General features: G+C 33.0%; 29 protein-coding genes. 7 read left to right on the top strand and 22 right to left on the bottom strand.

Features of this window, described 5'->3' with window-relative positions; all coding sequences use genetic code 11:
• Window positions 1–375: 375 nt before the first annotated feature.
• From MKO96_RS00855 to MKO96_RS00820, 8 genes are all read right to left on the bottom strand, one after another.
• Entirely contained in the window at window positions 376–1,743 is a 1,368-nt protein-coding gene (locus MKO96_RS00855; protein ID WP_240586327.1) for a lytic polysaccharide monooxygenase, read from the bottom strand.
• A gap of 357 nt (window positions 1,744–2,100) precedes the next feature.
• Window positions 2,101–3,294 (bottom strand): macrolide family glycosyltransferase, encoded by a 1,194-nt coding sequence (locus tag MKO96_RS00850; protein WP_240586326.1) that lies wholly within the window; start codon window positions 3,292–3,294, stop codon window positions 2,101–2,103.
• 87 nt (window positions 3,295–3,381) lie between these two features.
• Window positions 3,382–4,026, bottom strand: a complete 645-nt coding sequence (locus tag MKO96_RS00845) for a formylglycine-generating enzyme family protein (protein WP_240587366.1) — start codon at window positions 4,024–4,026, stop codon at window positions 3,382–3,384.
• Window positions 4,027–4,091: 65 nt separating this feature from the next.
• The gene (locus MKO96_RS00840) at window positions 4,092–4,610 is read right to left on the bottom strand and encodes a DNA topology modulation protein (RefSeq protein WP_240586325.1); all 519 of its coding nucleotides are present in this window, start codon (window positions 4,608–4,610) and stop codon (window positions 4,092–4,094) included.
• A gap of 21 nt (window positions 4,611–4,631) precedes the next feature.
• The gene (locus MKO96_RS00835; protein ID WP_240586324.1) at window positions 4,632–5,018 is read right to left on the bottom strand and encodes a ribosomal maturation YjgA family protein; all 387 of its coding nucleotides are present in this window, start codon (window positions 5,016–5,018) and stop codon (window positions 4,632–4,634) included.
• Window positions 5,019–5,083: 65 nt separating this feature from the next.
• Window positions 5,084–5,791, bottom strand: coding sequence for a class I SAM-dependent methyltransferase (locus MKO96_RS00830; protein WP_240586323.1), 708 nt, complete (start codon window positions 5,789–5,791; stop codon window positions 5,084–5,086).
• A 21-nt stretch (window positions 5,792–5,812) separates the two neighbouring features.
• Entirely contained in the window at window positions 5,813–6,166 is a 354-nt protein-coding gene (locus MKO96_RS00825) for an MmcQ/YjbR family DNA-binding protein (RefSeq protein ID WP_240586322.1), read from the bottom strand.
• Window positions 6,167–6,181: 15 nt separating this feature from the next.
• Window positions 6,182–6,586 carry a GNAT family N-acetyltransferase gene (locus tag MKO96_RS00820; RefSeq protein WP_240586321.1) on the bottom strand — a complete coding sequence of 135 codons (405 nt, stop codon included), beginning with the start codon at window positions 6,584–6,586 and terminating at the stop codon, window positions 6,182–6,184.
• A 307-nt stretch (window positions 6,587–6,893) separates the two neighbouring features.
• Here MKO96_RS00820 and MKO96_RS00815 point away from each other — a divergent pair, with 307 nt between their 5' ends.
• Complete coding sequence (locus MKO96_RS00815; RefSeq protein WP_240586320.1) at window positions 6,894–8,279, top strand: S-layer homology domain-containing protein; 1,386 nt, start codon at window positions 6,894–6,896, stop codon at window positions 8,277–8,279.
• 2 nt (window positions 8,280–8,281) lie between these two features.
• Window positions 8,282–8,494 (top strand): DUF3006 domain-containing protein, encoded by a 213-nt coding sequence (locus tag MKO96_RS00810; RefSeq protein WP_240586319.1) that lies wholly within the window; start codon window positions 8,282–8,284, stop codon window positions 8,492–8,494.
• 67 nt (window positions 8,495–8,561) lie between these two features.
• Here the strand turns inward: MKO96_RS00810 and MKO96_RS00805 are convergent, their stop codons facing one another.
• From MKO96_RS00805 to recQ, 11 genes are all read right to left on the bottom strand, one after another.
• Entirely contained in the window at window positions 8,562–9,368 is an 807-nt protein-coding gene (locus MKO96_RS00805; RefSeq protein ID WP_087980664.1) for a GH25 family lysozyme, read from the bottom strand.
• Window positions 9,369–9,653: 285 nt separating this feature from the next.
• On the bottom strand, window positions 9,654–10,070 hold the full coding sequence (locus MKO96_RS00800) for a GNAT family N-acetyltransferase (RefSeq protein ID WP_240586318.1): 417 nt from the start codon (window positions 10,068–10,070) through the stop codon (window positions 9,654–9,656).
• 32 nt (window positions 10,071–10,102) lie between these two features.
• The gene (locus MKO96_RS00795; protein ID WP_240586317.1) at window positions 10,103–10,474 is read right to left on the bottom strand and encodes a hypothetical protein; all 372 of its coding nucleotides are present in this window, start codon (window positions 10,472–10,474) and stop codon (window positions 10,103–10,105) included.
• 208 nt (window positions 10,475–10,682) lie between these two features.
• Window positions 10,683–11,195 (bottom strand): GNAT family N-acetyltransferase, encoded by a 513-nt coding sequence (locus MKO96_RS00790; RefSeq protein ID WP_240586316.1) that lies wholly within the window; start codon window positions 11,193–11,195, stop codon window positions 10,683–10,685.
• Window positions 11,196–11,238: 43 nt separating this feature from the next.
• Entirely contained in the window at window positions 11,239–12,240 is a 1,002-nt protein-coding gene (locus MKO96_RS00785) for an HAAS signaling domain-containing protein (RefSeq protein WP_240586315.1), read from the bottom strand.
• Window positions 12,227–12,574: a PadR family transcriptional regulator gene (locus tag MKO96_RS00780; RefSeq protein WP_087980669.1), complete on the bottom strand. Its 348-nt coding sequence runs from the start codon at window positions 12,572–12,574 to the stop codon at window positions 12,227–12,229. Before MKO96_RS00780 ends, MKO96_RS00785 begins: the two co-directional genes overlap by 14 nt.
• 184 nt (window positions 12,575–12,758) lie before the next feature.
• Window positions 12,759–13,076, bottom strand: coding sequence for a DUF952 domain-containing protein (locus tag MKO96_RS00775; RefSeq protein ID WP_087980670.1), 318 nt, complete (start codon window positions 13,074–13,076; stop codon window positions 12,759–12,761).
• Window positions 13,077–13,158: 82 nt separating this feature from the next.
• Entirely contained in the window at window positions 13,159–15,234 is a 2,076-nt protein-coding gene (locus MKO96_RS00770) for a HelD family protein (protein WP_240586314.1), read from the bottom strand.
• A 116-nt stretch (window positions 15,235–15,350) separates the two neighbouring features.
• Window positions 15,351–16,094 carry a class I SAM-dependent methyltransferase gene (locus tag MKO96_RS00765; RefSeq protein ID WP_240586313.1) on the bottom strand — a complete coding sequence of 248 codons (744 nt, stop codon included), beginning with the start codon at window positions 16,092–16,094 and terminating at the stop codon, window positions 15,351–15,353.
• A gap of 180 nt (window positions 16,095–16,274) precedes the next feature.
• Window positions 16,275–16,658, bottom strand: a complete 384-nt coding sequence (locus MKO96_RS00760) for a gamma-glutamylcyclotransferase family protein (RefSeq protein WP_087980673.1) — start codon at window positions 16,656–16,658, stop codon at window positions 16,275–16,277.
• Window positions 16,659–16,683: 25 nt separating this feature from the next.
• Window positions 16,684–18,801: a DNA helicase RecQ gene (recQ, locus tag MKO96_RS00755; protein WP_240586312.1), complete on the bottom strand. Its 2,118-nt coding sequence runs from the start codon at window positions 18,799–18,801 to the stop codon at window positions 16,684–16,686.
• Window positions 18,802–19,086: 285 nt separating this feature from the next.
• Between recQ and MKO96_RS00750 the strand changes: the two genes are divergently transcribed.
• The 4 genes from MKO96_RS00750 to MKO96_RS00735 all read left to right on the top strand — a co-directional run bounded on the left by MKO96_RS00750 (window position 19,087) and on the right by MKO96_RS00735 (window position 21,634).
• Window positions 19,087–19,248, top strand: a complete 162-nt coding sequence (locus MKO96_RS00750; protein WP_240586311.1) for a hypothetical protein — start codon at window positions 19,087–19,089, stop codon at window positions 19,246–19,248.
• A 681-nt stretch (window positions 19,249–19,929) separates the two neighbouring features.
• A complete protein-coding gene (locus tag MKO96_RS00745) occupies window positions 19,930–20,553 on the top strand; it encodes an acetylglutamate kinase (RefSeq protein ID WP_137052833.1) in 624 nt (207 codons plus the stop codon).
• A 128-nt stretch (window positions 20,554–20,681) separates the two neighbouring features.
• Entirely contained in the window at window positions 20,682–21,038 is a 357-nt protein-coding gene (locus tag MKO96_RS00740) for a cytoplasmic protein (protein ID WP_240586310.1), read from the top strand.
• 143 nt (window positions 21,039–21,181) lie between these two features.
• Window positions 21,182–21,634: a hypothetical protein gene (locus tag MKO96_RS00735; protein ID WP_240586309.1), complete on the top strand. Its 453-nt coding sequence runs from the start codon at window positions 21,182–21,184 to the stop codon at window positions 21,632–21,634.
• Window positions 21,635–21,685: 51 nt separating this feature from the next.
• Here the strand turns inward: MKO96_RS00735 and MKO96_RS00730 are convergent, their stop codons facing one another.
• From MKO96_RS00730 to MKO96_RS00720, 3 genes are all read right to left on the bottom strand, one after another.
• Window positions 21,686–21,874 (bottom strand): hypothetical protein, encoded by a 189-nt coding sequence (locus MKO96_RS00730; protein WP_088096646.1) that lies wholly within the window; start codon window positions 21,872–21,874, stop codon window positions 21,686–21,688.
• Window positions 21,875–22,309: 435 nt separating this feature from the next.
• Window positions 22,310–22,759, bottom strand: coding sequence for a DUF6884 domain-containing protein (locus MKO96_RS00725; RefSeq protein WP_240586308.1), 450 nt, complete (start codon window positions 22,757–22,759; stop codon window positions 22,310–22,312).
• 20 nt (window positions 22,760–22,779) lie between these two features.
• On the bottom strand, window positions 22,780–23,985 hold the full coding sequence (locus MKO96_RS00720) for a peptide ABC transporter permease (RefSeq protein ID WP_240586307.1): 1,206 nt from the start codon (window positions 23,983–23,985) through the stop codon (window positions 22,780–22,782).
• 161 nt (window positions 23,986–24,146) lie between these two features.
• Here MKO96_RS00720 and MKO96_RS00715 point away from each other — a divergent pair, with 161 nt between their 5' ends.
• Window positions 24,147–24,344: a DUF4017 family protein gene (locus tag MKO96_RS00715; protein WP_240586306.1), complete on the top strand. Its 198-nt coding sequence runs from the start codon at window positions 24,147–24,149 to the stop codon at window positions 24,342–24,344.
• Window positions 24,345–24,361 lie beyond the last annotated feature (17 nt).

The raw sequence follows: 24,361 nt of genomic DNA, 5'->3' as shown, positions 1-24,361 counted from the left end.
TCTTTAATAATACTACGAACAGGAAGCTTTTAACTGCTAGAGTCCGTTTTAGCAGGAAGACTTACAATTGTAGGAAACCATATCAGGACTATCCTTAAAAAAGCACATATACTCCTTCCTCTTTATAAATACTACTGCATTTCGTACTTCTACACAGCAAGTATACAGTAGCTGCCGTAATGACATGAATCGTATAGCGAATAAATCCATTATTTTTTCTACTTACAGCGGAGAAAATCCGTAGGAAAGGAAAGGGAAATTGGTTAAAAAAGACGACGTATTCAACGTCGTCTTTTTTATAAACAGAAAAGTGAATTCTCAAGATTTCTTTTTGCATCAAAGCCCATTATCTCTTAGTTCATACCTAGGTAAAGCTTACACTGTTTTCCATAATGATAAGGCATAAATCCAGTTTGGATCCCCATTTCCTTGATAGCTCTGGACTGCTTCATATACTTTTCCTTCGTGTAGAACTCTATCTCCCTTTTCATATGCTTTCTTTGCATCCCAATCTTCATATGAAGCGCTTTCAGCTTTTGTAGTAATTATAAATATATCACTCTGTACAGATTCATTTCCAGCTACATCAACAGCTTTCACTACATATTTATATGTAGTATTAGAGAGTAAGTTTTTATCCATATAAGAAGTCGGTTTGGATGTTGCAATCTTTTTCAGTGATCCTTCTGTTTCTCTATAAATATCGTAATGGTCTACACCAATATTATCGTCAGAAGGACTCCACATTAAATCTACACTTGACGTTGTTGTTCCCATACTATGTAATCCTTTTGGTTGTGTTGGTGCTTCTGTATCAGGAGCCTCAACTGTCGTTTTCACTGTATGTGCTGCACTTTCTTTCGAGACATTTCCAGCTGTGTCAATCGCTTTTACAGTATAAGAATATTCCGTACTTGGTTGTAATTTTTTATCAATAAAATGAGTTCCTGGTACTGTATCAATCATCTCTCCGTTACGGAAGATTTGATACCCTTTTACCCCTACATTATCCGTAGAAGCGTTCCACGTTAGTTCTATACTATTCGCTGTTACTTTTTGTGTCTGAATTCCATTTGGACTACTTGGAGCTTCTATATCTGGTTTCACATCATTGATAAGATTAACATCGATTACATTATAGAAAGCATTTGCTGTATCAGCTACATCCCATACTGCTAAAATCACATGGTATCCACTTCTATCAGTAGGTACATTAATTTTGTGAGTTAAATGATTTGAAGCTGCAGAACCATCATGTTGTACAGTTCCAATTGGTTCAAAATCTGCTCTTGTGAGCGCTTTATTTGGATTCCATCCTTTTTTTGTAATATAGTAATGCCATTTGCTCGTTAAGTGAGGCGCCGTATACTTCCAGGTAAAAGTATTTTCTCCGCCTGTGATTGTATTTTTAAACCAACGATTTGCTGTTTGTTGATCTAAAATACCACCAAATTTACCACCTGCAGAAGCGATTTGTCCATCAAGTGGGCCACCTTGCGGGAATCCTTTTGGTGCTTCTAAGCTTTGCGGTTCATACATAACACTTCCGCAGTTTACATTTAGTGCACCATAAGTTGGACTACATAAAGCAGATCGACTGCCAGGCTTTTCAACAAAACCATGCGCGTATGCGTTTTGAGGAATAAGTGTCGTGCCAATAATTCCGGCTGTTAATGCAACAGCTCCTAGACTTTTTTTGTTCATTTTCATGTTTTGTAGTTGTTTTAAAAATCGATTATTCATGTTCCTGTCCCCTTCTTGTTATACTTCGTAGTGTAATGTGGGCTTTGATGTAAAAGAATAACAAGAGGCAATCTTGTATCGGTGTATGTGTTAGTTATGCATACACCACAGTGAAAATATATTTCATTTCTTGTGAAATATTTCACTTAACAAATATATCATGACATAGAAATTATCAAAGTATGTGCAGAAGTTGTGCAGAAACTGTGAAAGCATTAGTAACACATAAAACTATGGCCTGAATTTATAAAACAGAATATTCATTCTTTCAAAACATCTAATTCTCCGCTTCATATAACAGAAGAGTGTCTATATCATTTCATATAGACACTCTTCTCATGTATAATTTTCTATTTATTACTGACCTACAAATGTAGAAATTTCATCAACAGCTTGTTTATACCCACCAGATTTTCGGAAAGACTCCTTCAAATGCAAAGCTGCTTCTTTAAATGAAGGATTATTTAATACGATTTCTACACTTTCACGTAGTTGTTCCTCAGTTAATTCTTTCATGTGCAACTTAACCCCGGCTCCGAGATTCTCCACTTGCTTTGCGATTACTGGTTGATCTGCACTTTGCGGAATTACAATGAGTGGAATCCCGTTATATAATCCTTCATGTGTACTGTTCATCCCGCCATGTGTAATAAATAACTTTGTATATGCAAGTAGTTTCGTTTGTGGTACATAGTTTTTCACAATGAAGTTTTTAGGAATGTTACCTAAATCACTTATTTTCGTTTTACTACCAATAGACATAACAATAGTATGCTCACTATTTTCAAACGCCTTTATACAAAGTTTATAAAAATCAAGTGCTTCATTAAAAACAGTACCTAGAGAAATATAAATTGCACTTTTTTCTTCAATTGAAGTAAAATCAAAGTCTTCATTTTTTACTTGTGCAGAAATAGATGGGCCTACAAATTTATATTTTTCATCAAACGCATCTCCAAAAGGTTGGAACTCCTTTATTGTATACACAATAGTGAGTGGTGCTGGGTTACAAAAAACTTCGTACGGTGAGTTTATTTCAACACTATATCTTTCTGCAATTCCTTTTGTTAAGGTTTGAAAATCATTATGTATTCTATCTTGGATTTCCAGTGGGATATTTTTAGACATGTGGTCTAACATTTGTTCAAATTCTTGTACATCCTGTGCAAAGGATGTACAAGAATTTATTGCCGGAAGCTTTAGAATTTGAGCAATTATACGACCGCAGCCAAACATCGAATCGTGAATGATGTAATCAAAATGTTCGCCTTCAATTTGCTCAAGAACACCTGGTATAATAACATCTGCTGTATATAAAAGACCATTTATTCTTTCTGGTAAATAATTTCGGCCACCAGAGAGAAAAGCTTTTATAAATTTTTGATCATCAATTGTTCGTACCGTCGCACCTGTCTTCTCAATGCGCTCTCTAAAAGATTCAATTGAAAAATAAACTACCTCCTCACCACGAGAAACTAGCTCTTCTACAACTTGCAACGTTGGATTTATATGCCCTTCTGATCCAGTATTAATGAATAACACACGTGCCACTGTAAACACTCCTTACGTCAAATCTTTTCTATACTATTAAGAATATGGTTACTCTCCAAACTCTTTGTTATATATAACATGCTTTTATTAAATTGACCTTGCAAGCCTAAACCCAAGATCATCTATATAAAATGTTGGATGGCTACGCCGGCGACAAGTCGCACCGCAACCTCTAGCTGCTTCAGCCCAGCTACCACCTCGAAAAATTCGGTATGATCCATATACCTTTTCATCATACAAATCATAGCACCATTCCCAAACGTTTCCTAACATATCATACAGTCCCCATGCATTCGGTTCTTTTTTTCCGACCTCATGAATATGTCCATCTGAATTTTCATTATACCAAGCGATCTCTTTCAGTTCTCCATATATGTATCCAGTAGTTCCTGCTTTACATGCATACTGCCACTCTGCTTCTGAAGGTAATCGGTAGCCAGTTGAATCTAAATTACAACTAACAATTTGACCACCGTCACTAATAGAATAATATTCTTTTAATCCCACTTTTTTTGAAAGTAAATTACAAATCATAATGGCATCATTCCATGAGATATTTACAGCTGGTTTATTTTTATCTTTCAATAAACTTGGTTTATTATCCACAATGGCATCATATAATTCCATCGTTACAACATACTTTGCAAGAAGAAACGGTTTAACTTGAACTTGCCATTGTTTTTTTATTCGATCATCTCTTAATTCTACTTTTCCTGCTGGAATTTTCACCATATTAGAATCAACCGGGCCAATGAATCTATTCAATCCTATCCCCCCATGTTACTTCTTTTTATAATCTAGCTATTCATGGTATTGTACTTCTCTAAAAATAGTCTTACTTCATTTGAAGATTTTAAAATAATAACCTCTTTTTCCTTACTCAATTGATTTAGCCTTTTTAAAATTGAAGGCCGTTTCGTTTTAGGATATTGCCATATCCATTTGAAAAATTGCAAATCAAACCTTTCTTCACATCCAGCACCCATATCCGGTCTTGTTTTATTCCGATATTGTACAACCCTTTTAAAGGCACGATAAATACATATTGTTCTATGAATATCAAGAAAGATAATTGTATCAGCTGCTTTAATTCTTATGTCCATTGTCCCGCCATAATTCCCATCAATAATCCATTCATCTTCCTTAACTAATTCATTTTGAACCTTTCTTTGCTCCGCTTTCGGTACACCTTCCCAATTCGGTTTCCAAAATAACGCATCAAGATGATGCACTTTAATATTTAATTTATTCCCTAACTGTTTTGCTAATGTAGATTTTCCTGAACCACCAGAACCTATTAATATTATTTTTTTCATAAATACCCCTTCTTACATCTTTTATCTATTCCTTAACATAAACTCACAAAACATTCCAATCCCAACACCTATTGTATAAGCAACTAAATCACTCCACAAAAATCCGTAACCTAATACGAGTCCACCTAAAGTCGTTGCACGAATGCTATCTATCCATTCAGCATGATACAATTGGCTCACTTCAATCCCGTAGCAAAATAGCAAACTAATAAAAGCTAATTTCTTCGTTTCTGTTTTAGGAAATAAAAATCCAAATACAGTAAAAATCATCAATGCCCACAAAGCGTCGCCTAAATACTCGTTTAATAAATGAGGTAACGCAAAAGCTAACTTTCTTGAGCTAAGACCTAAAATAATTACAACGATAGTAAATAGTGCATATAATAACCTATTTCGTTTCGTATTCATATCAAAATCTCCTAATATGTAATTTAAAACTGTAAATAGCTAGTAAAATATAATTATTTTACTAGCTATTTTTTAATGGCTTTCATAATAAGAAAATGTGGATTTGTATTTAAATAATGATATGACTTTTCGTTTACTTCTTTCATCTTTTCAACAGGCCTCGGTTCTACCATTTTATCTAGCACAAAATAATTTGTTGTTTCATTAATTATATCTTGGAGTGATCTTCTAAAAAAGCTAACTTCTATTGTAATATTTGGTTTAACCCAAGTATCTACTAATAATTGTTTTTCGAAATAATTTTCACAAGGAAACTTTGTAAAATCCATAAAAGGATGATGAATGGAGTATATAAATTCGCCACCTGGCTTCAATACTCGATGAAACTCCTGAAATACTTTATTCCAATTTTCTAAGTAATGAAGCGTTAACGAACTTACAATAACATCATAAGTATTATCTTCAAATGGTAATACTTCTTGCAAATCATGACAAAGAAACGTTGCTTTATTACCTGTACTTTCCTTTGCAGCTTTTACCATTTCAGAACTTACGTCAATTGCAGTAACATTTGCTCCTCTTTCTACAAATTGAGTAGTATACCACCCAGCTGCACATCCAGCATCTAATATACTCTTCCCTTCTAAATTCTTTGGAATCATCTCCATCATCGCTGGTCTTTCATAATAACTGTTATATGGATTTGCCAAGTCTAGATTTTCTTTATATGTACTCGCTAATTTATCATATGTATCTTTGATCGTGTCTTTCATTACTTCCACCCCTTATACATACTAATCTAATAACTCTTTCTGCTTTCTCTTTGAAAATGATTGTAGAACTAAATCATACGACCAATCAATCATTTTGTTAATTTTCTCTTGCTCTACATCTTTATGTATATACACTGTATTCCAATGTTTTTTATTCATATGATACCCCGGAATGATTGCTTCTGGATACTCCTCTCTTAATCTTAGTGCAAGTTCTGGATCACATTTTAATGTAATCGCAGCTGTTTCTCCTTCTTCATGGTTTATTATCGCAAATATTTTATTATTAAGCCTCATACATGTTGCATTCCAACCATCAGGAGAATCTTCAGTCGCTTTTCTTTTTGATAAACAATATGTTCTTGTTACATTCATTCTCATTGGCACCTCTTATTCTTTCACTATTTGATTACGATGCATCACAATTTGCTTTGTCACTTGAAATTGCTGTTCACCATAAAACTTTATTAGTTTTTCCCCGCAAAATAGACTAACAATATGAACATGAGATATCTCCTGAAGTAACATTGTAAGCATCTTCTCCCCAATGCCTTTATTTCTTACACTCTCATGCACAACAACATCTTCTATGTACGCTCGAAAAACACCATCAGAAACAACTCTAGCAAATCCAATTAATTCATTTTCTTCCCATACTCCAATTGCTATACTATTCTTTAACATTTTTCGAATATCGATTTCTTTTCTTTCTGGCCACCAACCGACAGAATCATAAAGTTTTTTTATTTTTTCTACGCAAATTGGTTGTTCATGTTTCAATTTATACGTGTACATTTTCCTTCTCCCATCAAATTTCTCATTATATATAATTTATCTTACTTTACTTCTTTCAATATAAAACTATAGAATCCAACCTGTTACAAAAAAACTTCATAAAATAAATTTATAATATCGATTTTACAATTGCAATCGTTACTCTTATCCTTTCATATTACGTATATCAAATATAAAGAATAAGAGAAAACTAATGAATATAATACCAAAAGCATTTCTCATATTATTTATAACTATTAAAACTTGAATTTCTTGCAAGAACTGGTAAAGTTAATTAGGTAAAAAATACACAAAGTGAGGCGATCTTTTGAAAAAGTTTAGTTTATTACTAACAGCATTTGTCATAATTTTATCATTATTCATCCCTAATTTTACAAGTGCTAAATCTTTCCCTGATGTCCAATCTAATCATTGGGCAATTAAAGAAATTAACTATTTATCGGATAAAGGTATCATTAAAGGTACGCCAGAAGGAACTTTTAAACCGAGTGATGATGTAACTCGTGGACAAATGGCCTTAATGCTAGATTTATCATTAAAATTAGAAAAACCATCTAGCTATAATCATATTTTTTCCGATGTAGCCAAAGGTATCTATTACTATGATTCTGTACATAAGTTAGCACATAATAACATTGTACAACGTGAAACAAACTATTTCCCTGATCGCTCATTAACTCGTGCAGAAATGGCAAAAGTTTTAGTTAAAACTTTTGATTTGAAGCCTACAGGTACTGACGTCAATTTCCCTGATGTTCCATCTACTCACTGGGGTTACAATTATGTCAAAATTTTAGCACAAAATAATATCACCACTGGATTGCCTGATGGTACATTTGGTCCAGGTGTAAAAGTAACTCGTGAGCAATTCGCTGCATTTTTGGCTCGTGTATTAGAACCAAATTTCCGTCCAGCTCTTCCTAATCCTAAAGGTAACTTAGAGGTACATTATATTGATGTCGGACAAGGTGATGCTACTTTTATTAAATCTCCAAGTGGAGAAACAATCCTTATTGACGCTGGTAACAACGGCAAAGGTAAAGTAGTAGCAAATTATTTAAAAGGATTAGGATTCCAAACTATTGATTATATGATTGCCACTCATCCTGATGCTGATCATGTAGGCGGATTAGATGAAGTGCTTTATGCTATGAATGTAAAAAACGTTTACGTCCCTAAAGTAAGTCATACGACACAAACGTTCAAAGACTTCCTAACTGCAGTAGCTAACAAAGGATTAACAATTAAAGAAGCGAAATCTGGAGTAACTTTACCAATCAACGGTTTAAACTCACAATTTTTAGCTCCCGTAAAAGAATACGGTAACGACCTAAATGAGTGGAGTGCGGTATTAAAAGTAACACACGGTAGCAAATCTTTCTTATTTACTGGTGATGCTGAATCTAAAAGTGAAAAAGATATGGTTCTAGCACATGGTTCTAACCTAAAATCTGATGTATTAAAACCTGGTCATCATGGAAGTAAGACATCTTCTTCTCAGCCATTTTTAGATGCAGTGAAACCAAGTATCGCTGTGATCAGTGCCGGTGCAGGTAATCGCTATGGCCATCCTACACAGGAAACTTTGGCAAAGTTAAATGCAATGTCTGTTAATGTATATAGAACAGATTTAAATGGCACTGTAGTTATTAATAGTGATGGTTCAAATATTTCTGTAAGAACGGAGAGATAATTATGAAAAGAGGTATTATTGACCGTTTTGAAGGCGAACTAGCAGTAATTGAAGTGAATAACGTGACAATTGATGTACCTAAATCCAAAATCCCTTCCACTGCAAAAGAAGGTGATGTTCTTATAATCGAAAATGATACGTATACAATTGATAAGAACGAAACAGATAAAAGAAGACGTGAAATCCAAGATTTAATGGATAAATTATTTGAATAGCAAGATTCAATAATAACTTGAGAAGAGCCGTCTTGTTTAATGGCTCTTCTTTTTTCACATATAGGAGCTATTTAACTTCATACCACCAACCTTTTTGATCAAGCCAGCCTTTCATAGCGTTTAATTGCGTATCACTAGTAGGTTCAGTAACAAAATACGTTAAACCATCCGATTGTAAAATGAAGGTAGCAGTCATTTTTAAAGAAGTTAATGCTCCCATAACATCTGGAGTTTCATAAGGTGAAAAGGCTCCAGATTGAATAATATTTTGTTTAGAAACTTGTGCTTGTATATTTTCTTGTTTTGGTACTGATTCAGTAAACCAGAAAAGTGGCTTATTTCCTATTAATTGATTTAAATCACATTTGCCAATACCTGGTACATCACCTGTCTCGGTGTATTGCCAAATATCACAAGGATATGCTGGTTTATTACCTCCATATCTAGGAATCCATACAAAATCACTTTTTACGTTCGCCATACCGAATGGTTCATATACATGATGACCAACATATAAGCCAACTTTCTTAGCTCCTAGTCGGCGTAATTCATCGATAAAAGCTTGTGTACCGGCTCTCATATCATCCATTGTTTTTACTTCTACATCAGCCGCCCAAACTGTAGCGCTCTTATCACCTCGATTCCAAAAATCTTGCGCTTCCTTCTTCGCATCAGCAATTGAAATAAATCGGCAAAATGCATAATTACCGAAAGGAATATTTCTTGTTTTCATTGCTTGTACGTAATTTTTATATAAAGGATCTACATAATTTGAACCATCTTGTACCCTAGCGATTACGAAATCTAGTTGTGGAGCGGCTACATCCCAGTTAATATTACCGTTCCATTTTGAAATATCTACAATGTAACCCATTTCTTAACACCTCCTTTATTAGTATTATATTCAGAGCTCGTCTTATTGCTCTTCCTCTCCTAAAAATTCAATAGTATTTGCTAGTACATATAGTAAATACGACAAGTGTCTTCTACAAAGACAGTAACTCATTTCCATTAGAAAAGAAAATTATAGCTATACGAATCGTACTATTTGTCCCCATAATTACATCAGCTTGAGTAGTTGCTTTAAATTTAAAATAGCATCACCTTGTTTGGCGATGCTTTTAAAATCAATTTTTCTTCTAGAGCACGAATACTATTACTATAACCGCTTCTCTAAAAAGTGTTGACTATGTCCTTTAGGATGATCTTCAACAACACCATATTCTCGGTAGCCGTGCTTTTTATAAAAATCTGGTGCTTGAAAACTAAATGAATCTAATAATATTAATCTACACCCTTTTTCCTTCGCGATGACTTCAATTTTATGTAACAGTTGACTACCATAACCATCATGACGAACTGTTTCATCAACCCATAAAAAATCTATATGAAGATGATAAAAATACATCGTTCCTGTTACCCCGCCAAAAATTTTTCCATCCTCATCTTTTACTACGAAACTTACTTGTTCCATCGGCTGTTTTGCTTCATCTCTTAAAATCGACATGTTATATTGAATTACTTTATTTTTTATGTATTCTCCTTCAGTTCGAGTACCACTTTCTATATGTTTCATATATTTATTCCTTTCAACTTAGTAAGCTACCTTTAATTTTTACTTTTCCTTTTTAAAATACTAATAAATACGAATCCACCATAAGTAACAAAGCATGAAAAACCAATTATCCCTGGTACAGAGACATAGCCTATTCTTATATAACTTATAACGGCAAAACAAGCGATAGACAATAAAATAGATGGCCAAAATATAAGTGCTGTTTTTCTTCGTCTCTCTTTCGATGTACTTGCTTTCTCTTCAGAAACACGTGTGCCAAAAAGCAATACAATACAAATGAGGATTGCTGCAAAGTAAATCGTATCCAATGACAGATTATGATCATAAATCGCCATTCCAACTTCAATAGCGATAATTGTTAAAATTAAAATGATCATTGTTGAAGTTTTTAAGTTTTTTTTCAATCACTCACCCCCTAGTATGCCTTTGCTATACTTTTTGTAAATACATATCCTTACCTATTTTTATATAGTTTTATCATCTTCTCAAAATTCGATATAGAATATAAAAAACCTTTTTTGTTACGTGATATTTATGCATACAATAAACAAGGTAGCATGAAATTTCTCCATGCTACCTTTCTAAAAGAAATACTAAGCAAAACGCAAATATCTATTCTTCCGTAGGCCTTTTAGGACCATTAAGCTCCAATTGATAAAAAGCTAAATCTAACCACCTATTAAACTTATAACCAGCTTTTTTTATTGTCCCAGTATGAACAAATCCATAGTTTTCATGTAAGGCAATGCTTTTCTCATTTTCTGCATCAATTCCAGCAATTAAGGTCATATATTCCCTTTCTTTTGCAACTGTGATCAATGCTTTCATTAAAGAAGTTCCTATCCCATTTTTTCTATATTCCTTATGAACATAAACAGAATGCTCAATTGAATATTTATAGGCAGGCCAAGCTCTAAACGGCCCGAATGTCGCAAATCCTACTACTTTATTATCTAATTCGTATACTAAAATCGGATAACTTTCAGCCTTTTTTTGTTCATACCAGTCTATTCTATTTTCAAGGGTTACAGGTTTATACGTATATACGGCCGTTGTATACAATATAGCATCATTATAAATATCTAAAATGTTTGTTATATCTTGTTTCGTTGCTTCCCTTATCATTGCTTTCTTCCTTTCATAAAGTATATCTTCTTTTCTTTCACTCCTACATACGAATACGAGCTTTTCGGAAACCATCAAATATATTTAATACTGCAGATAAAATATAAATGATTATACCTCCACCAATTAACCACTTTTTAAATTCCTCTGGAGAAGTAGTAAACACATTTGCCACATACGTAATAAATCCTTCGTTAAATAAATGCGGATTTACTACAATTACAATGAATACTATTGTTCCAGCTATTTGAAGAAAAGCATTCCCAATTGCCAACTTTTTCGTCCATTGTCCTTGTACTAACTTATAAAGAGATATCCCTATTTCAAACACAATCATAATTACAACGATTGGCCAATACTGAAGTAACACATCTTGATTAAAAGTTGGCGCGACAAACTTTAGTCCGTTTTCTGTACCATGATATACACCTACAAGATGATTCGCATAAAAATAAAGTGTTGCCCATATTGCCGTCCACATTAACCCGCCAAATACTTCGAACTTTGAGATCGACTTTTTCTTTGGAACATACGAAGTATTTTTTAAATCATCAGGCGTCCATTTTTTTAAACTTGTAGTCAGCGGTTGGGTACCTTTGTCTTTATCTGTTCTTTCTAAAATTGCAAATACAAGTGTCAACCAGAAAAACACATGGAGGCCTACTTCGATAATTTCCCCAATCCCTTTACCTATCAAATTTAAAATAACATTTAATACCGCTTGCTCACCATTATATCCTACAAAATTTTCTGCAACCATTGCAATAAGTGCGATAACAGCTGCTATTGGTATGATCATTTTTAACAATGTCGTATATACATCAAAATAACGTGGTCCAATTAAATGCATCGGTCTATCCAGATAGCCATTAGCCAATGAAACTGGGCTTCCCAATTTTTCAAGGACACTGTTTACATCTTCCTCATTATACTCATCAGGTAACATATCCTCGATAGTTGACCGTAGTTCAAGAATAATATCTTCACGATTTTTTTCAGGTAATCTCTTCGCTACTTCTTCGACATAAATATCAATCAAATTCATTCTTGTCCTCCTCCTTTAATAAGTTATAAAGTTCTTTCGAATCCTTTATCCATGCCTTTTTTAACTGCAAAAATATCTCTAATCCATATTCACTTAAAACGTAATACTTACGAGGTCTACTCTCCGTTTTATCCCAACTACTCGTCACTAGCTCTTGCTTTTCTAATCGGCGAAGTAGTGGATATAGAGTACTTTGATCGATTGTGATCCCTGATTGCTCCAATAATTGGACAAGTGAATACCCATACTGCGGTGTTCTTAACTGGCTTAAAACCGCTAATGTTAATGTACCTCTTCTTAATTCAGTAATTAACGAATTTAATAAAGTATCCATTCACTCACCTCATTTCCATTACTATATGTCATACAGTATATGTTTTATACTATGTATCGTACAGTATTAGTGTGATAAAAACAATGCATATTTACAAAAAATAGATAATAAAAAAGCACAAATTATATTATTTGTGCTTTTTTTGTTAATTTAAACGGCTATTACAATCTTAATTTTGTACCTCTTATAATATAAACTCTCCTTTTTCTTTAGTAAATGGAGTAACATCTACAATTGCCTCAATATGAATTACCCCATATACATGCGGATATTCTTGACCGTTAGAAGCAAGTTCATATTTTATATCTGCTTTTATTAAGGATGGATCAATTGTTAGTAATAAAACATCTTCTTCATGACTAAAATGTTTTACAGCAACTTTTAAAGCTTGCTGTAAAAATGAACAATGAATAAATCCCTCTTCTTTAAGTGAAGCTTCATTAACTTCTCCATCTACCTTTGCGATTTCCCAATTTCTTTTTGTTATTACTTTTGTTATCATAGTTATTTTCTCTCCATGTCTTTATATAGAAAAACAAGAGGTTCTTCTTATTGTTACTAGAAAAGCCTCTTGTTTTTCATATTTATTTTATTCCATTAATTAAAGGTGATACTTCTCCGCTATGGAAAATCCATAAATCATGAAGTGACCTTGTACATCCGACATATAGTAACTTCGCATCATGTTTCGTATTTTTATAATGTTCTTCATCAACATCGATTAATAGAACAGCATCAAATTCTAACCCTTTTGCCAAGTATACAGGTACTACTGAAATACCACCTTCATATTTACTTTGATCTGCTTCAATGACGTTTACAGCTAATCCTGCATTTGTTAATTTCTCATATAAATCGCGGCATTCATCGTCTGTTCTTCCTATTACCGCAATTGTTTTCACATCTTCATTTTGTAGATGTTTTAACGTCTTCATAATCTCATTAAATTGATCTTCTGTATGGATTACTTTAACATCTTCACCGCTGCGAAAAACTGGTGTTGCGAGCCCCACTGGAATCTCTGCATTTTTAATTATCTCGTTCGCAAATTCAATAATTTCTTTTGTAGAACGATAACTTCTTGTCAGTTCATAATAACCTGTTTCTTGGAACACTTCTTTAAAAGCACTCCAATCTTCAATCCCTTGATAATCATAAATTGCTTGAGATAAATCACCTAATATAGTAAAAGAATTACCTAGTGTAATTTCTTTTAATACGTAAACTTGGAATGGTGAAAAATCTTGCGCTTCATCAATAACGACGTGATGAAATTTCTGTCCGATTTCAATACCTGTTATGCGGAGATGTATGTAAATTAAAGCTGGTAAATCTTCTACATACACTTCTTTTTTACGACAACTCTTTTCAGTTTCTTTCACAAGTTCTTCAGGCAATACTTCGAGTATTTCTTTATTTTTCAATATTGAACTATATAGTGAAAGTGGGCTCATTTTCGGCCAAAACTTCATATAAGTGTTCAATCTCTTTGTCGCTTCTTTTTTTAATAATTTCTTCTCGTTTGTTTCTCCATACTTTTTCAGTTCAATTTCAATCCAGCGCTTCATTCGGCCGACTAATCTTTCTCTTCTTTTCTTTAATGGATAATGTTTATATTCCACTTGCATCCATTTTTTTATGTCTTCTACTGGAATAATAGCTTTGTCCCATGCCTCAAAATCACTTGTTGGTACTAATTCATTTTCAAATTGAATCATTCTCTCTTCAATAAAGGACTTAAATTCTAGTGTACCTTTCAATTTACCGAGCATAACCTTTTCTTCATCACGATTAATAGAAAATGCTTCTATCAATTTTTCTTCTGTCTGCTTCAGTTTCACCGAATCATCTAACGTACGTAATGCCCAATCTGGAAATGTTGTTTGACTAATATTCCCTACACCTAATTCAGGTAGTACACTCGAAATATAGTCTAAAAACAGACTATTCGGAGCGAATACAATCATTCTCTCAGCTTCTAGCTGCTCACGATATTCATAAATTAAAAAAGCAAGGCGATGTAAAGCGATTGTTGTTTTTCCGCTCCCTGCAACCCCTTGAATTAATAATGGTAAGTTTCTTTCCGCACGAATAATATCGTTTTGCTCTGATTGTATCGTCGAAACAATATCCTTTAGTTTATTATCTTTATTCTCACCTAATCGATATAGAAGAAAATCATCGGCATGCGATACATCTTCATTTCCTTTCACGTATGTATCAACAACACGTTCTAGTTCTCTTTTTCGGATAGAGATATTTCGCTTTAAATAAACATCACCTTCTACTAATCCGTCTGGTGATTGATAAAACGCTAATTCATCTCCACCGGTAAATGAATAAAACATACTTGCGACAGGTGCCCGCCAATCAATTACAATTGGTTTCATCGTATCTTTATCTGAAACACCTACTTTACCGATGTAAATCGGCATAACATCTTCCTTGCCATCCTCTTGAAAGTCTAGTCTCCCAAAGTATGGCTCATGCACACCAATACGTAAGTTTTGTCTATTAGACTCCCTCATACTTTCTAGAATCTGTTCTTTAAAATCATCTCCATAATAAACCGGAATTTTTTCGAGCTGTTCTAATTGATCATCCATCGTACTTAATGTATCTTTCATCCTTTGTAACTCTACCTCAAAAATGTTGTTCATTTGATGATTCCCTCCTGTCCGTTCTAATTTTTCAGTCGAAATATAATTGTATTAAAAATCCATTTATAAAGTCAATAGCTTTAGTAAGAATTTTCTAAATCAAAAAAGAGTAGAGATTAATCCCTACTCTTCCTTACTTTAATTCGATATGCCAAACATTCATTTAATGTTGCTAATTCTTTATATTTTCGTTTTTCAAAATCATATGCTCCACCTGGGAAGAACCCTACAATACTTAATCCAGCTTCAGCACATAGATTGCTAATCTCATCTACCGTATAACATCGTAAAGACTGTGTGACTATATCGTTGGGATTATTCGGATGCCACCAATGATCTAACATTCTTTCATTTATACTATCATATTCGTATTTTCGCATAGCTGCACTTAAGGTCATTTCTTGTCCACTTGCTTTTTTCCAATACAATGGTTGATACATATCAATAAGTGCACATCCATCATCCTTCATCCAGTTTTTAATGCGTTTTAATAGAATCAATTGTTCATCATCTGCTCCTACACCAAATCCATCTAAATAACTAACAACATCAAACTTTTCTTCAAAATTAATTTTATAAAAATCAGCGCAATGAATATCTATATCATTAGTAGAATGTTCTTTTGCAAACATAACTAACTCTGGTACAAGCTCAACAGTAGTCATTTTTACATCTAACTTAGCCATCGCCCTTGCGAATCCACCATTTCCTGCACCTAGTTCCAACATCGACTGAAATGGATATCCAACTTGTTCTTTAACTTCTTTAGCAACTTGCTCTAACCAGCTTTCTGTATTGATATCGTAATTGGATAGTTTGAATTGTTTTTCGTAAAATTCTCTCACATCTAATTCGTTCATTATTATTCTCCTCCTGCAATAGTTTTTTCTTCTACAGGTGAAAAACTAAATCTCTGACACCCATGAAAAAACCATTCTAATTTCCCTATATTTACAATTTATCAAAATAATAAGAATTTTGAAAGTACCAATATAAAAAGCAGATAATGGATGATTCCACTATCTGCTCTTCCGCTACTTTTATTTACCTTTTTGATACATCACCCAATCACCAGAAATGATAACTTTTTTCAGTATCCCTATATCTTGAGCAACATACACAAATGCACGTATTTCTCTATCACCTAAATAAACCGTTTCGGTGATTCGGTCATATAAATCACTTTCTGCATTACCTGTATATTCTTCAAGTTCATCTAATTTTTGCAGAACAACCTCATTTACTTCATAAACTTCTCCGTATACTTTGTCCTCATTTGAACAAATCATTGCCGGATACCCTTCGTTTGTATCAAATAATTTACCATACGTCCATGCTCCGTCTGCGATGCATATTGCACCTTGCATAAAATGGGCATTCGTTTGCTCTTTTCTTAATGTGCCATACACGAAAACGTGATGCATATATCCCTATCCCCTTTATATATATCTACTTTCTAAATTGTAAATATGCACGAATCATAAAGTAACTCACTTCATTTGGAAGTTGTTCCTTAATTGATTTCAGACCACCCTCTGCATTTTGCACGGCAGTTTCAATCAGTGATTCATATTCTGCAGGAACAAAACTGTTCCAGTCTATTCCCATTCCATCTTCAAAAGAGCGAATTAAATGATTTTCAATTGTTTGTCTTGATAAGCCACGTTCTTTCGCAATTTCATCTAGATCAATGCCTTGTTTATACATTTCATACGTTTCTAAATGAGAATTTGCTGAAGCTTTTCCTGACTTTTTCCGCTCTGTCACCACTTCTGTTTTAACTGTTTCAGCATAGTTTGGATTGTCCTTAATAAAGTGCTGAACTGCTTGTAAGAAGTGAGAACCATACTTCACAAGTTTATGTTCGCCGATCCCTTTCACAGTTAAAAGTTCAGAGTCACTTTGCGGCATTTTTGCACACATATCTTTCAACGTTTGGTCAGAGAAAATAACGAATGGAGGTACACCTTCTCCTTGCGCAATTTCTTTACGTACTTCGCGAAGCACTTCAAATAAAGGATGATCTTGAACAATTTGTCTTGTCTCTACTCGTTCTTTACGTAAAACATTCTCTTTACCTAATAATACTTCTTTCCCTTTTTCTGTTACTTTTAATGTTGGATACGTACCATGTTCAACTGCAATCAACTCATCTGAAATTAGAAACTCAATAAATTCACTAACTTCTTTTACGCTACGATTTGATAGTAATCCGTATGTTGGTAACGTATGAAAATTAAATTCAATAACTTTCTTATTTTTTGAACCAGTTAAAACTTGTGCAATCATTTGTTTTCCAAATCGTTGGTTCGTTCTAATCATGCAAGATAGAACCATTTGTGATTCTCTCGTCACATCGATACTTTCGCGGTCGTCCGTACAATTACCGCAGCGACCACAATCTTCCTTCGGCTCTTCTCCAAAGTATTGCAAAATAAATGATTGTAAACATTGTTCTGTATGACAGTAGTCAGTCATATTTTGCAGTTTTTCAAGTTCATTTGAAAAACGAGACTCTCCTGTCGATTGATCAATTAAAAAGCGCTGTACTTGCACATCTTGAGAAGAATATAGCAATATACACGCACTATCTAATCCATCACGGCCTGCACGGCCTGCTTCTTGGTAATAACTTTCCATGTTTTTTGGCAGTTGATAATGGATAACGTAACGAATATTCGATTTATCAATTCCCATCCCGAACGCAGATGTCGCTACCATTACACTCACTTCATCACGTAAAAAGAGTTCCTGCTGCTCATTTCGATCGTTATCACTCATACCAGCATGGTATTTTGATACAGAAACTCCCGCTTTCATTAAATCCTCATACAATTGATCAACAACTTTTCTAGTAGCTGCATATATAATCCCAGATTCTTTTTGATTTTGACGAATATAATCCCCTAAATATGCATTACGATCTTGTCCTTTAATAACAGAAAATGATAAGTTCTCGCGCTCAAACGTTGTCATAATCGTATTTTCTTGATTAATTCCAAGCGTGTTGCAAATATCTTCACGAACTTGTGGTGTTGCCGTCGCAGTTAATGCTAGTACAAGCGGCTTTTCTGGAAGATAATCTAATATGCGATGTATATGTAAATAACTCGGACGGAAATCATGTCCCCACTGCGAAATACAGTGCGCTTCATCAATTGCAATCATCGGGATTTTCATATCGATAAGTTGGTCAACAAATTCCATTGAATCAAGACGCTCCGGCGCCACATAAAGTAACTTATAATGTCCTTGTTTTGCTAATTGAATTCGTTGATTCGCTTCCGCAATCGAAATAGAACTATTAATATAAGTAGCTGAAATACCGTTTTGTACTAATGTATCTACTTGGTCTTTCATAAGTGAAATCAATGGTGAAATAACTAATGTCGTTCCTTCGAATACTAATGCGGGAATTTGATAACAAATTGACTTACCACCACCTGTAGGCATAATACAGACAGTATCTTTCCCATCTAATACATTTTTAATTGTTTCATCTTGTCCTCTTCGGAATGACGAATAACCGAAATAAGACGCTAAAAGTTCTTGTGCTTTTGTAAACAAAAAAGAGTCACCTGCTTTTCTTTATCTTTCATCTATTCCTATTATATCATCACTTATGCGTCATGAAAGTGCTGAATACATGACTAACAGCTTACTTTTTCATTATTTTACGCTTCTCTACGTTTTAAAGGTTGTTTAGCAACAGTATTTTAATGGCTATGTATGTTTATAAATTTTAAAACATAAATAAAGTACATATAAAATGAATTACAAAATAGATATACATTTTATTACTCTTCCTTGAATACTACTAGTCTTATACATATGAATTCAGGAGGTTACTATATGAAGCAGCAGAATATTAGTTCCATCAAGCAGAAAACAGTACCGAACCAACTCCAATTCTCGAATCATGATGCGTGGAAATATGAATCGTATTATAAGTATCAGCCATTATTTTCTTATAGAAAGCTTTTTCATTTTCTTTTTCAACTTTTTAAACGTTAATGTGTGTATGTGATACTATCCATAATAATTTTCTCAATATATACCTTATAGACTTCCTATAATACAGCTGTTATCATATGAAATATTCTGTTGGATAAAACCCCTTAATTTGACCTACTTTTATAAGCAGGTCTTTTTTGATTATTATTTAATTCAGTACACTTATATATGTTTACATGTCTTTTCTCCATTTTATAACCATACTCCACTCACAACAAATGATGATAATAACAAGAAGTAAAATATAAGTTCTTAACATTTATTGAAGTAATTCTTTTTTTCTCAATACACAAAACGATTTTCACTTGTTACTATAAAAGTACTCTAGATGAGTTTTTGCTCATCAACATTATCTAGTTAAAGGGATCTGCTGCGGGAAGCGGATCCCTTTGACTTTATTAAAGATCCACTTTCATTTGGACACATTTACCAGGTTTTTTTAATAGAATTTTATGATAACATTACTTAGTCGAGTCCGACATCTCGGCAATACCCTTTTGAGGCTCTGCAACTTCCCTTGCAGAGCCTTGTTTAATATCATATTCATTTTATTTATATATACCACAATAAAATTCTTCATCTTTTTCCATATCAATTTCTGAAATTAATCTAGGACACGTAACTAAAAATAAATTCCCATCATACTTTGAGTTATACATGTTCAAAGGAGTGTTACCGTTTATGTATTCTTATTGGCAATCGTATTACTCCCCCTATCATAACCCTTATGTACACTTTGATACATCTGTACGTAATTACCGAATTAGTAAAAACGAGAACTTTTTAAAAGGTTATATGCGTTCTTTATGGGAACAACATGTCGCTTGGACAAGATTAGCTATTATAAGTATTGTCTTTAATTTACCAGACGTTAACGTTACAGTTGGGCGTCTTCTTCAAAATGCAACACATATGGGACTATCACTTGAACCATTCTATGGTGAGGATGCTGTAAAAAAATATAGTGCGCTAATTAAAGACCACTTAGTCATTGCAGCGGATCTAGTTAAAGCCGCAAAAGCTGGTGATCAAAATGCAGCTGCCGCTATAGAGAAAAAATGGTACGCTAATGGTGATGAAATTGTAGCATTTCTTACTAGCATCAACCCATATATAGAAAAAGAAGAATTCAGAAAAATGTTTTATGAACATTTAGCACTTACGAAAGCAGAAGCGCTTGCCTTCCTAAATAAAGATTTTGAAGCAAGCGTAAAACTATACGATAAAATTGAAAAAGAAGCATTAGAAATGGCTGATATGATAACAAACGCAATCGTAAAACAATTCCCGCAAGTGTTTCAATAACATTAAGCCGATTTGAAAAACAAATCGGCTTATAATACTTTCTATCAATGAAATTTCACCTCTCCTCTTTACATTTAACGTATATCGATATATTTTATTAATATCCGTTTTTTATAGGAGGAAATAGTTTGATTAACGCCATTGGTCTCGTATTTATCCTCACAAATAAACACGAGAAAAAGAAGAAAGTTTATCTAAATGAAAAATTCGCATTAATAGACATTATTGATTCTAAAGAAGTAATTGATGATGAAGGGAACTCACTAGTAGAACTAACATGTAAATACAGTATTTATCTAGATGAAAAATATTACTGTAAATCTCTCGATGATTATACTGGGCAAGTATTTCCGTTCTTGAGCGCTAAAATAGGAAAAGGTCTTCTCAGAAACTTAAATTACTATTTCTCTTACGTTGATGCCTATGATAAAAAACCACCTGTTAAAGAAATTAGACCACTTATGACACAAGTAACGAACAGATAGCGAAAAATACGCAAAAAAGAAAGCATCTAACTTCGGATGCTTTCTTTTTTGAATCTAGAATAGAACTCGTTAAGTTCTATCCTTCTTCTAAAAGTATGTATTTAGGCATACTTTTAATTAAAAACAATGGAGGATTTAACTGAATGAAATACTCAGAAACGATTGTTAGTAAACGGCTTCGAACACTTAAAATATTTAGTATGTTTATTATGCTCGTTTTAATTGGATGGCTTGGATATACAAAATTACTTTATGAAAAAGGATTTCTTCAAGAAAAGAAACTTTCAATTGAAGTAATGAATACTAGTATTACAGGTGAAATTGAACAAAGTTTCCATGTAAACTTACAAGGTTACCGTAAAACAGACGTTGATACTATTATAGATGCAAGTAAAACCGATCCGAGCGAACTATCATTAATTGAGCTAATTAATACATCTTGTTCGCGAGATTGCATAAGTGAACCATTGACATATGTGGACGAAAACAATGGATATATCTTTTATAAGGAATCTACCGGAACTAATGTAGCTATCAAGATTAAAAAACAAGACACATGGGAAATTGTAAAAAAATCTGTTCAAGATGGAATATAAAAGGTTGATATACAAAAAGAGTACTTACTTATAAGTACTCTTTCAAAAAAATTACCACTTTCGGCATTTATCGTCATCATCGTCACGTTTATGATTGCAACGGCAATCATCACAATCACAATGACGTTTTCGTTTACAACCACAATCATCACAATCTCTACGTCTGCATCTTCCAAACATTAGATCATCCCAAAATCTATTACAATCCCGGAACTGTCTACAACGACAATTGTTTCCCATGAATATGACTCTCCCTTCAATAGTATTCATCATATTCTATGTTTGAAAGTATAAAAAGGCTTGTTTACTGGTCTATATTCTACGGATTATAAGAATTATTTTAGTACCCTTAATAATTCTCCCTTACATATTCAACCAAAATACAACATAGAAAAAAGCCCAATATTTAGGCTTTACATTCATGTATATTTTCTTTCTTCTCTCTCACAATAGTATGTAACTGCTAAGTTCACTAAAAATGCAACAAAAGCAAGGGTGCTCGTTGTTAAGAATATGTATTCTAATATCGATAAATTATTAAAATCAATTAATAATAACACTAGACCTATACAAACAAAACTAGATACATTACTTTTGAAAACCTTCTTCACCTCCATCTTCATACCTTAATTATACATTAGTTACCTATATGCAAAGCTGGCTATAATATATTCCCTATAATTCCTTCCCTTCCCCCACAGCCCCTTTCAACCTCTGCAACATATACCCAATTCCTTTACATCCTGCTAACGGATACGTAATAATTTCTTCTGCATATAATTGTGTCACTACTTTCTTATGCTTCTTGCCTGCAAGTAAAACTATTTCATCAAACTGATGTAAGTCTTTTTCAATCATCTGTTGTTTTAATTGTTCCACACTAATAATCTCATCGCTTTTTGAATCAAATGCAAGGTCATAGTTTTCTAAAACAATATCATTTGGTCTTAAAAATCCATGCTTCGCCGATAATATAACCCAATTCTCGAAAAACATAGTTGCATACGCCTGACATGCTTTTCCGAACGGACTAATATATACTTCTTTTGCCTCCATCGATCCGTAATCTGGATACTTATCCCAAATTTTCTTTTTTCCGCATGGAATTATGCATAACCTTTTCATCGTTATTTCTTACCTCACTTCTAACTTTTTAAATTTAAAAATATAGAATTCCCTACTTCTTCATACTCAGCTTCTATATCCCCAATACCCACTACGTTCCAAACATTATTTGTTTCTATTGGCTTTTCATTCATTATAATATGAACTTGTTTCATATTTTTAAAATCTTCTTCAAAAGATGCTAAAACAGGTTGATTTATCATATATGTTTTATTATGTATACTTACACTTAAAAAAGTTTTATGTAACACTTTATTTTTGTTTAATTTTACATTCATCGGATTAAACGAATTTAATTTTATATCCCCTACAATATACAGATGATACCCTTTTTCTTTATAGAATTGTTTAAAATCCTTGTCTCTTTCGTTTTGAACAAAATGAAGGATTTGTTTCGTTTCTTTACTTATTGCAATTTCATTATTAAAACTCAAATCCACATTTATGTTTTGTTTTAAAAAAGAATATAACGATTTATCACTATTAAAGAATCTCATTCTCCATTCTGGATGAATTTCATCTAATAATAAACATAAAAGCATTCCTGAGCTATAGCAGCTCTTCCTAATGTTATAATTAGCTTCATATGCATCTAAAATGAATCCGCTATATTTTCGTAATGTTTCGCTTTCATCATTTTTACATACTGTATTGTAAGCATTCATTTCAACATACCAAGCAGGCCCCTCTATACTTTCAACCATACATTCATAAGTTATAAACTCTTCTTTTATAAAACGAGCTCTTTGCTTCCTTAGTTCAATAAATTGTTTAATATAATTATTTCTCTCAGCTTGTGACTTACAATGAACAGCATCATATAAACACATTCGTTCATTATTTCGCAATTCTATATTTTCTTCTAATATAGGATATAGAAATCCTAGAGATTCATTTGGAAATCTACTTTCTTTATTCAAATATTGATAGCAATGAAAAAGTTCATGCACAACAACCGCAAATAAACTTTCATAATCTTTATACCTATTCATATTCACAATGGCAGTCGGATAATCTTTGAATAGAATAAGTGTATCGCCTTTAAATTGGTCATCCCACTTTAAAATGGCATACTCACCATCATCTTTCAAAAATAATGGATGATGAAATACATACACATGCTCGTCATCATATAATGCAAATGCAGCCCTATTAAAACTAGGCCATAGCGTATTCAATAATTCTATACTTACATCTTTCTTTATTCGATTTAGTATATTATTCATTATATGTAACACCCCTATATCATTCTACATACACCTATTCTATTCCACTTAAAAACAACCCTTTTATTTACATAAAAGTTAGAAAAACATATATCTTATCTCAATCTATAATGTATTATATAAATATACATATGATAATTTTATGAAAAGGAGGTGAACAAATGAAAAATATAATCCCTGCACTAGTACTCTATATTATTGTTTGCATAATCGCTATGATTGCTCCAGCATCTCAAGGCTATAATCATGTTGGCTGGAAGTTGTTTGTTGGGCAAGCGTATGCTATACCTATTTTCCTCATTGCGGCTATTATTACATTTTATATAAACAAGAAAAAATCTACGAACACGCAGTTATAAGGATAGCAAATGCTATC

The organism is Bacillus sp. ES1-5 (genome assembly GCF_022487605.1).
GTDB classification, from domain to species: Bacteria; Bacillota; Bacilli; order Bacillales; family Bacillaceae_G; genus Bacillus_A; species Bacillus_A wiedmannii.
This window is presented reverse-complemented; position numbering and strand designations above follow the sequence as displayed.

Coding starts and splice junctions, on each gene's coding strand:
- MKO96_RS00855 (WP_240586327.1), bottom strand. CDS start 1,743: ATGAATAATCGATTTTTAAAACAACTACAAAACATGAAAATGAACAAA.
- MKO96_RS00845 (WP_240587366.1), bottom strand. CDS start 4,026: ATGGTGAAAATTCCAGCAGGAAAAGTAGAATTAAGAGATGATCGAATA.
- MKO96_RS00840 (WP_240586325.1), bottom strand. CDS start 4,610: ATGAAAAAAATAATATTAATAGGTTCTGGTGGTTCAGGAAAATCTACA.
- MKO96_RS00835 (WP_240586324.1), bottom strand. CDS start 5,018: ATGAATACGAAACGAAATAGGTTATTATATGCACTATTTACTATCGTT.
- MKO96_RS00830 (WP_240586323.1), bottom strand. CDS start 5,791: ATGAAAGACACGATCAAAGATACATATGATAAATTAGCGAGTACATAT.
- MKO96_RS00825 (WP_240586322.1), bottom strand. CDS start 6,166: ATGAATGTAACAAGAACATATTGTTTATCAAAAAGAAAAGCGACTGAA.
- MKO96_RS00820 (WP_240586321.1), bottom strand. CDS start 6,586: ATGTACACGTATAAATTGAAACATGAACAACCAATTTGCGTAGAAAAA.
- MKO96_RS00810 (WP_240586319.1), top strand. CDS start 8,282: ATGAAAAGAGGTATTATTGACCGTTTTGAAGGCGAACTAGCAGTAATT.
- MKO96_RS00805 (WP_087980664.1), bottom strand. CDS start 9,368: ATGGGTTACATTGTAGATATTTCAAAATGGAACGGTAATATTAACTGG.
- MKO96_RS00800 (WP_240586318.1), bottom strand. CDS start 10,070: ATGAAACATATAGAAAGTGGTACTCGAACTGAAGGAGAATACATAAAA.
- MKO96_RS00790 (WP_240586316.1), bottom strand. CDS start 11,195: ATGATAAGGGAAGCAACGAAACAAGATATAACAAACATTTTAGATATT.
- MKO96_RS00785 (WP_240586315.1), bottom strand. CDS start 12,240: ATGAATTTGATTGATATTTATGTCGAAGAAGTAGCGAAGAGATTACCT.
- MKO96_RS00780 (WP_087980669.1), bottom strand. CDS start 12,574: ATGGATACTTTATTAAATTCGTTAATTACTGAATTAAGAAGAGGTACA.
- MKO96_RS00775 (WP_087980670.1), bottom strand. CDS start 13,076: ATGATAACAAAAGTAATAACAAAAAGAAATTGGGAAATCGCAAAGGTA.
- MKO96_RS00770 (WP_240586314.1), bottom strand. CDS start 15,234: ATGAACAACATTTTTGAGGTAGAGTTACAAAGGATGAAAGATACATTA.
- MKO96_RS00765 (WP_240586313.1), bottom strand. CDS start 16,094: ATGAACGAATTAGATGTGAGAGAATTTTACGAAAAACAATTCAAACTA.
- MKO96_RS00760 (WP_087980673.1), bottom strand. CDS start 16,658: ATGCATCACGTTTTCGTGTATGGCACATTAAGAAAAGAGCAAACGAAT.
- MKO96_RS00750 (WP_240586311.1), top strand. CDS start 19,087: ATGAAGCAGCAGAATATTAGTTCCATCAAGCAGAAAACAGTACCGAAC.
- MKO96_RS00745 (WP_137052833.1), top strand. CDS start 19,930: ATGTATTCTTATTGGCAATCGTATTACTCCCCCTATCATAACCCTTAT.
- MKO96_RS00735 (WP_240586309.1), top strand. CDS start 21,182: ATGAAATACTCAGAAACGATTGTTAGTAAACGGCTTCGAACACTTAAA.
- MKO96_RS00730 (WP_088096646.1), bottom strand. CDS start 21,874: ATGGGAAACAATTGTCGTTGTAGACAGTTCCGGGATTGTAATAGATTT.
- MKO96_RS00725 (WP_240586308.1), bottom strand. CDS start 22,759: ATGAAAAGGTTATGCATAATTCCATGCGGAAAAAAGAAAATTTGGGAT.
- MKO96_RS00720 (WP_240586307.1), bottom strand. CDS start 23,985: ATGAATAATATACTAAATCGAATAAAGAAAGATGTAAGTATAGAATTA.
- MKO96_RS00715 (WP_240586306.1), top strand. CDS start 24,147: ATGAAAAATATAATCCCTGCACTAGTACTCTATATTATTGTTTGCATA.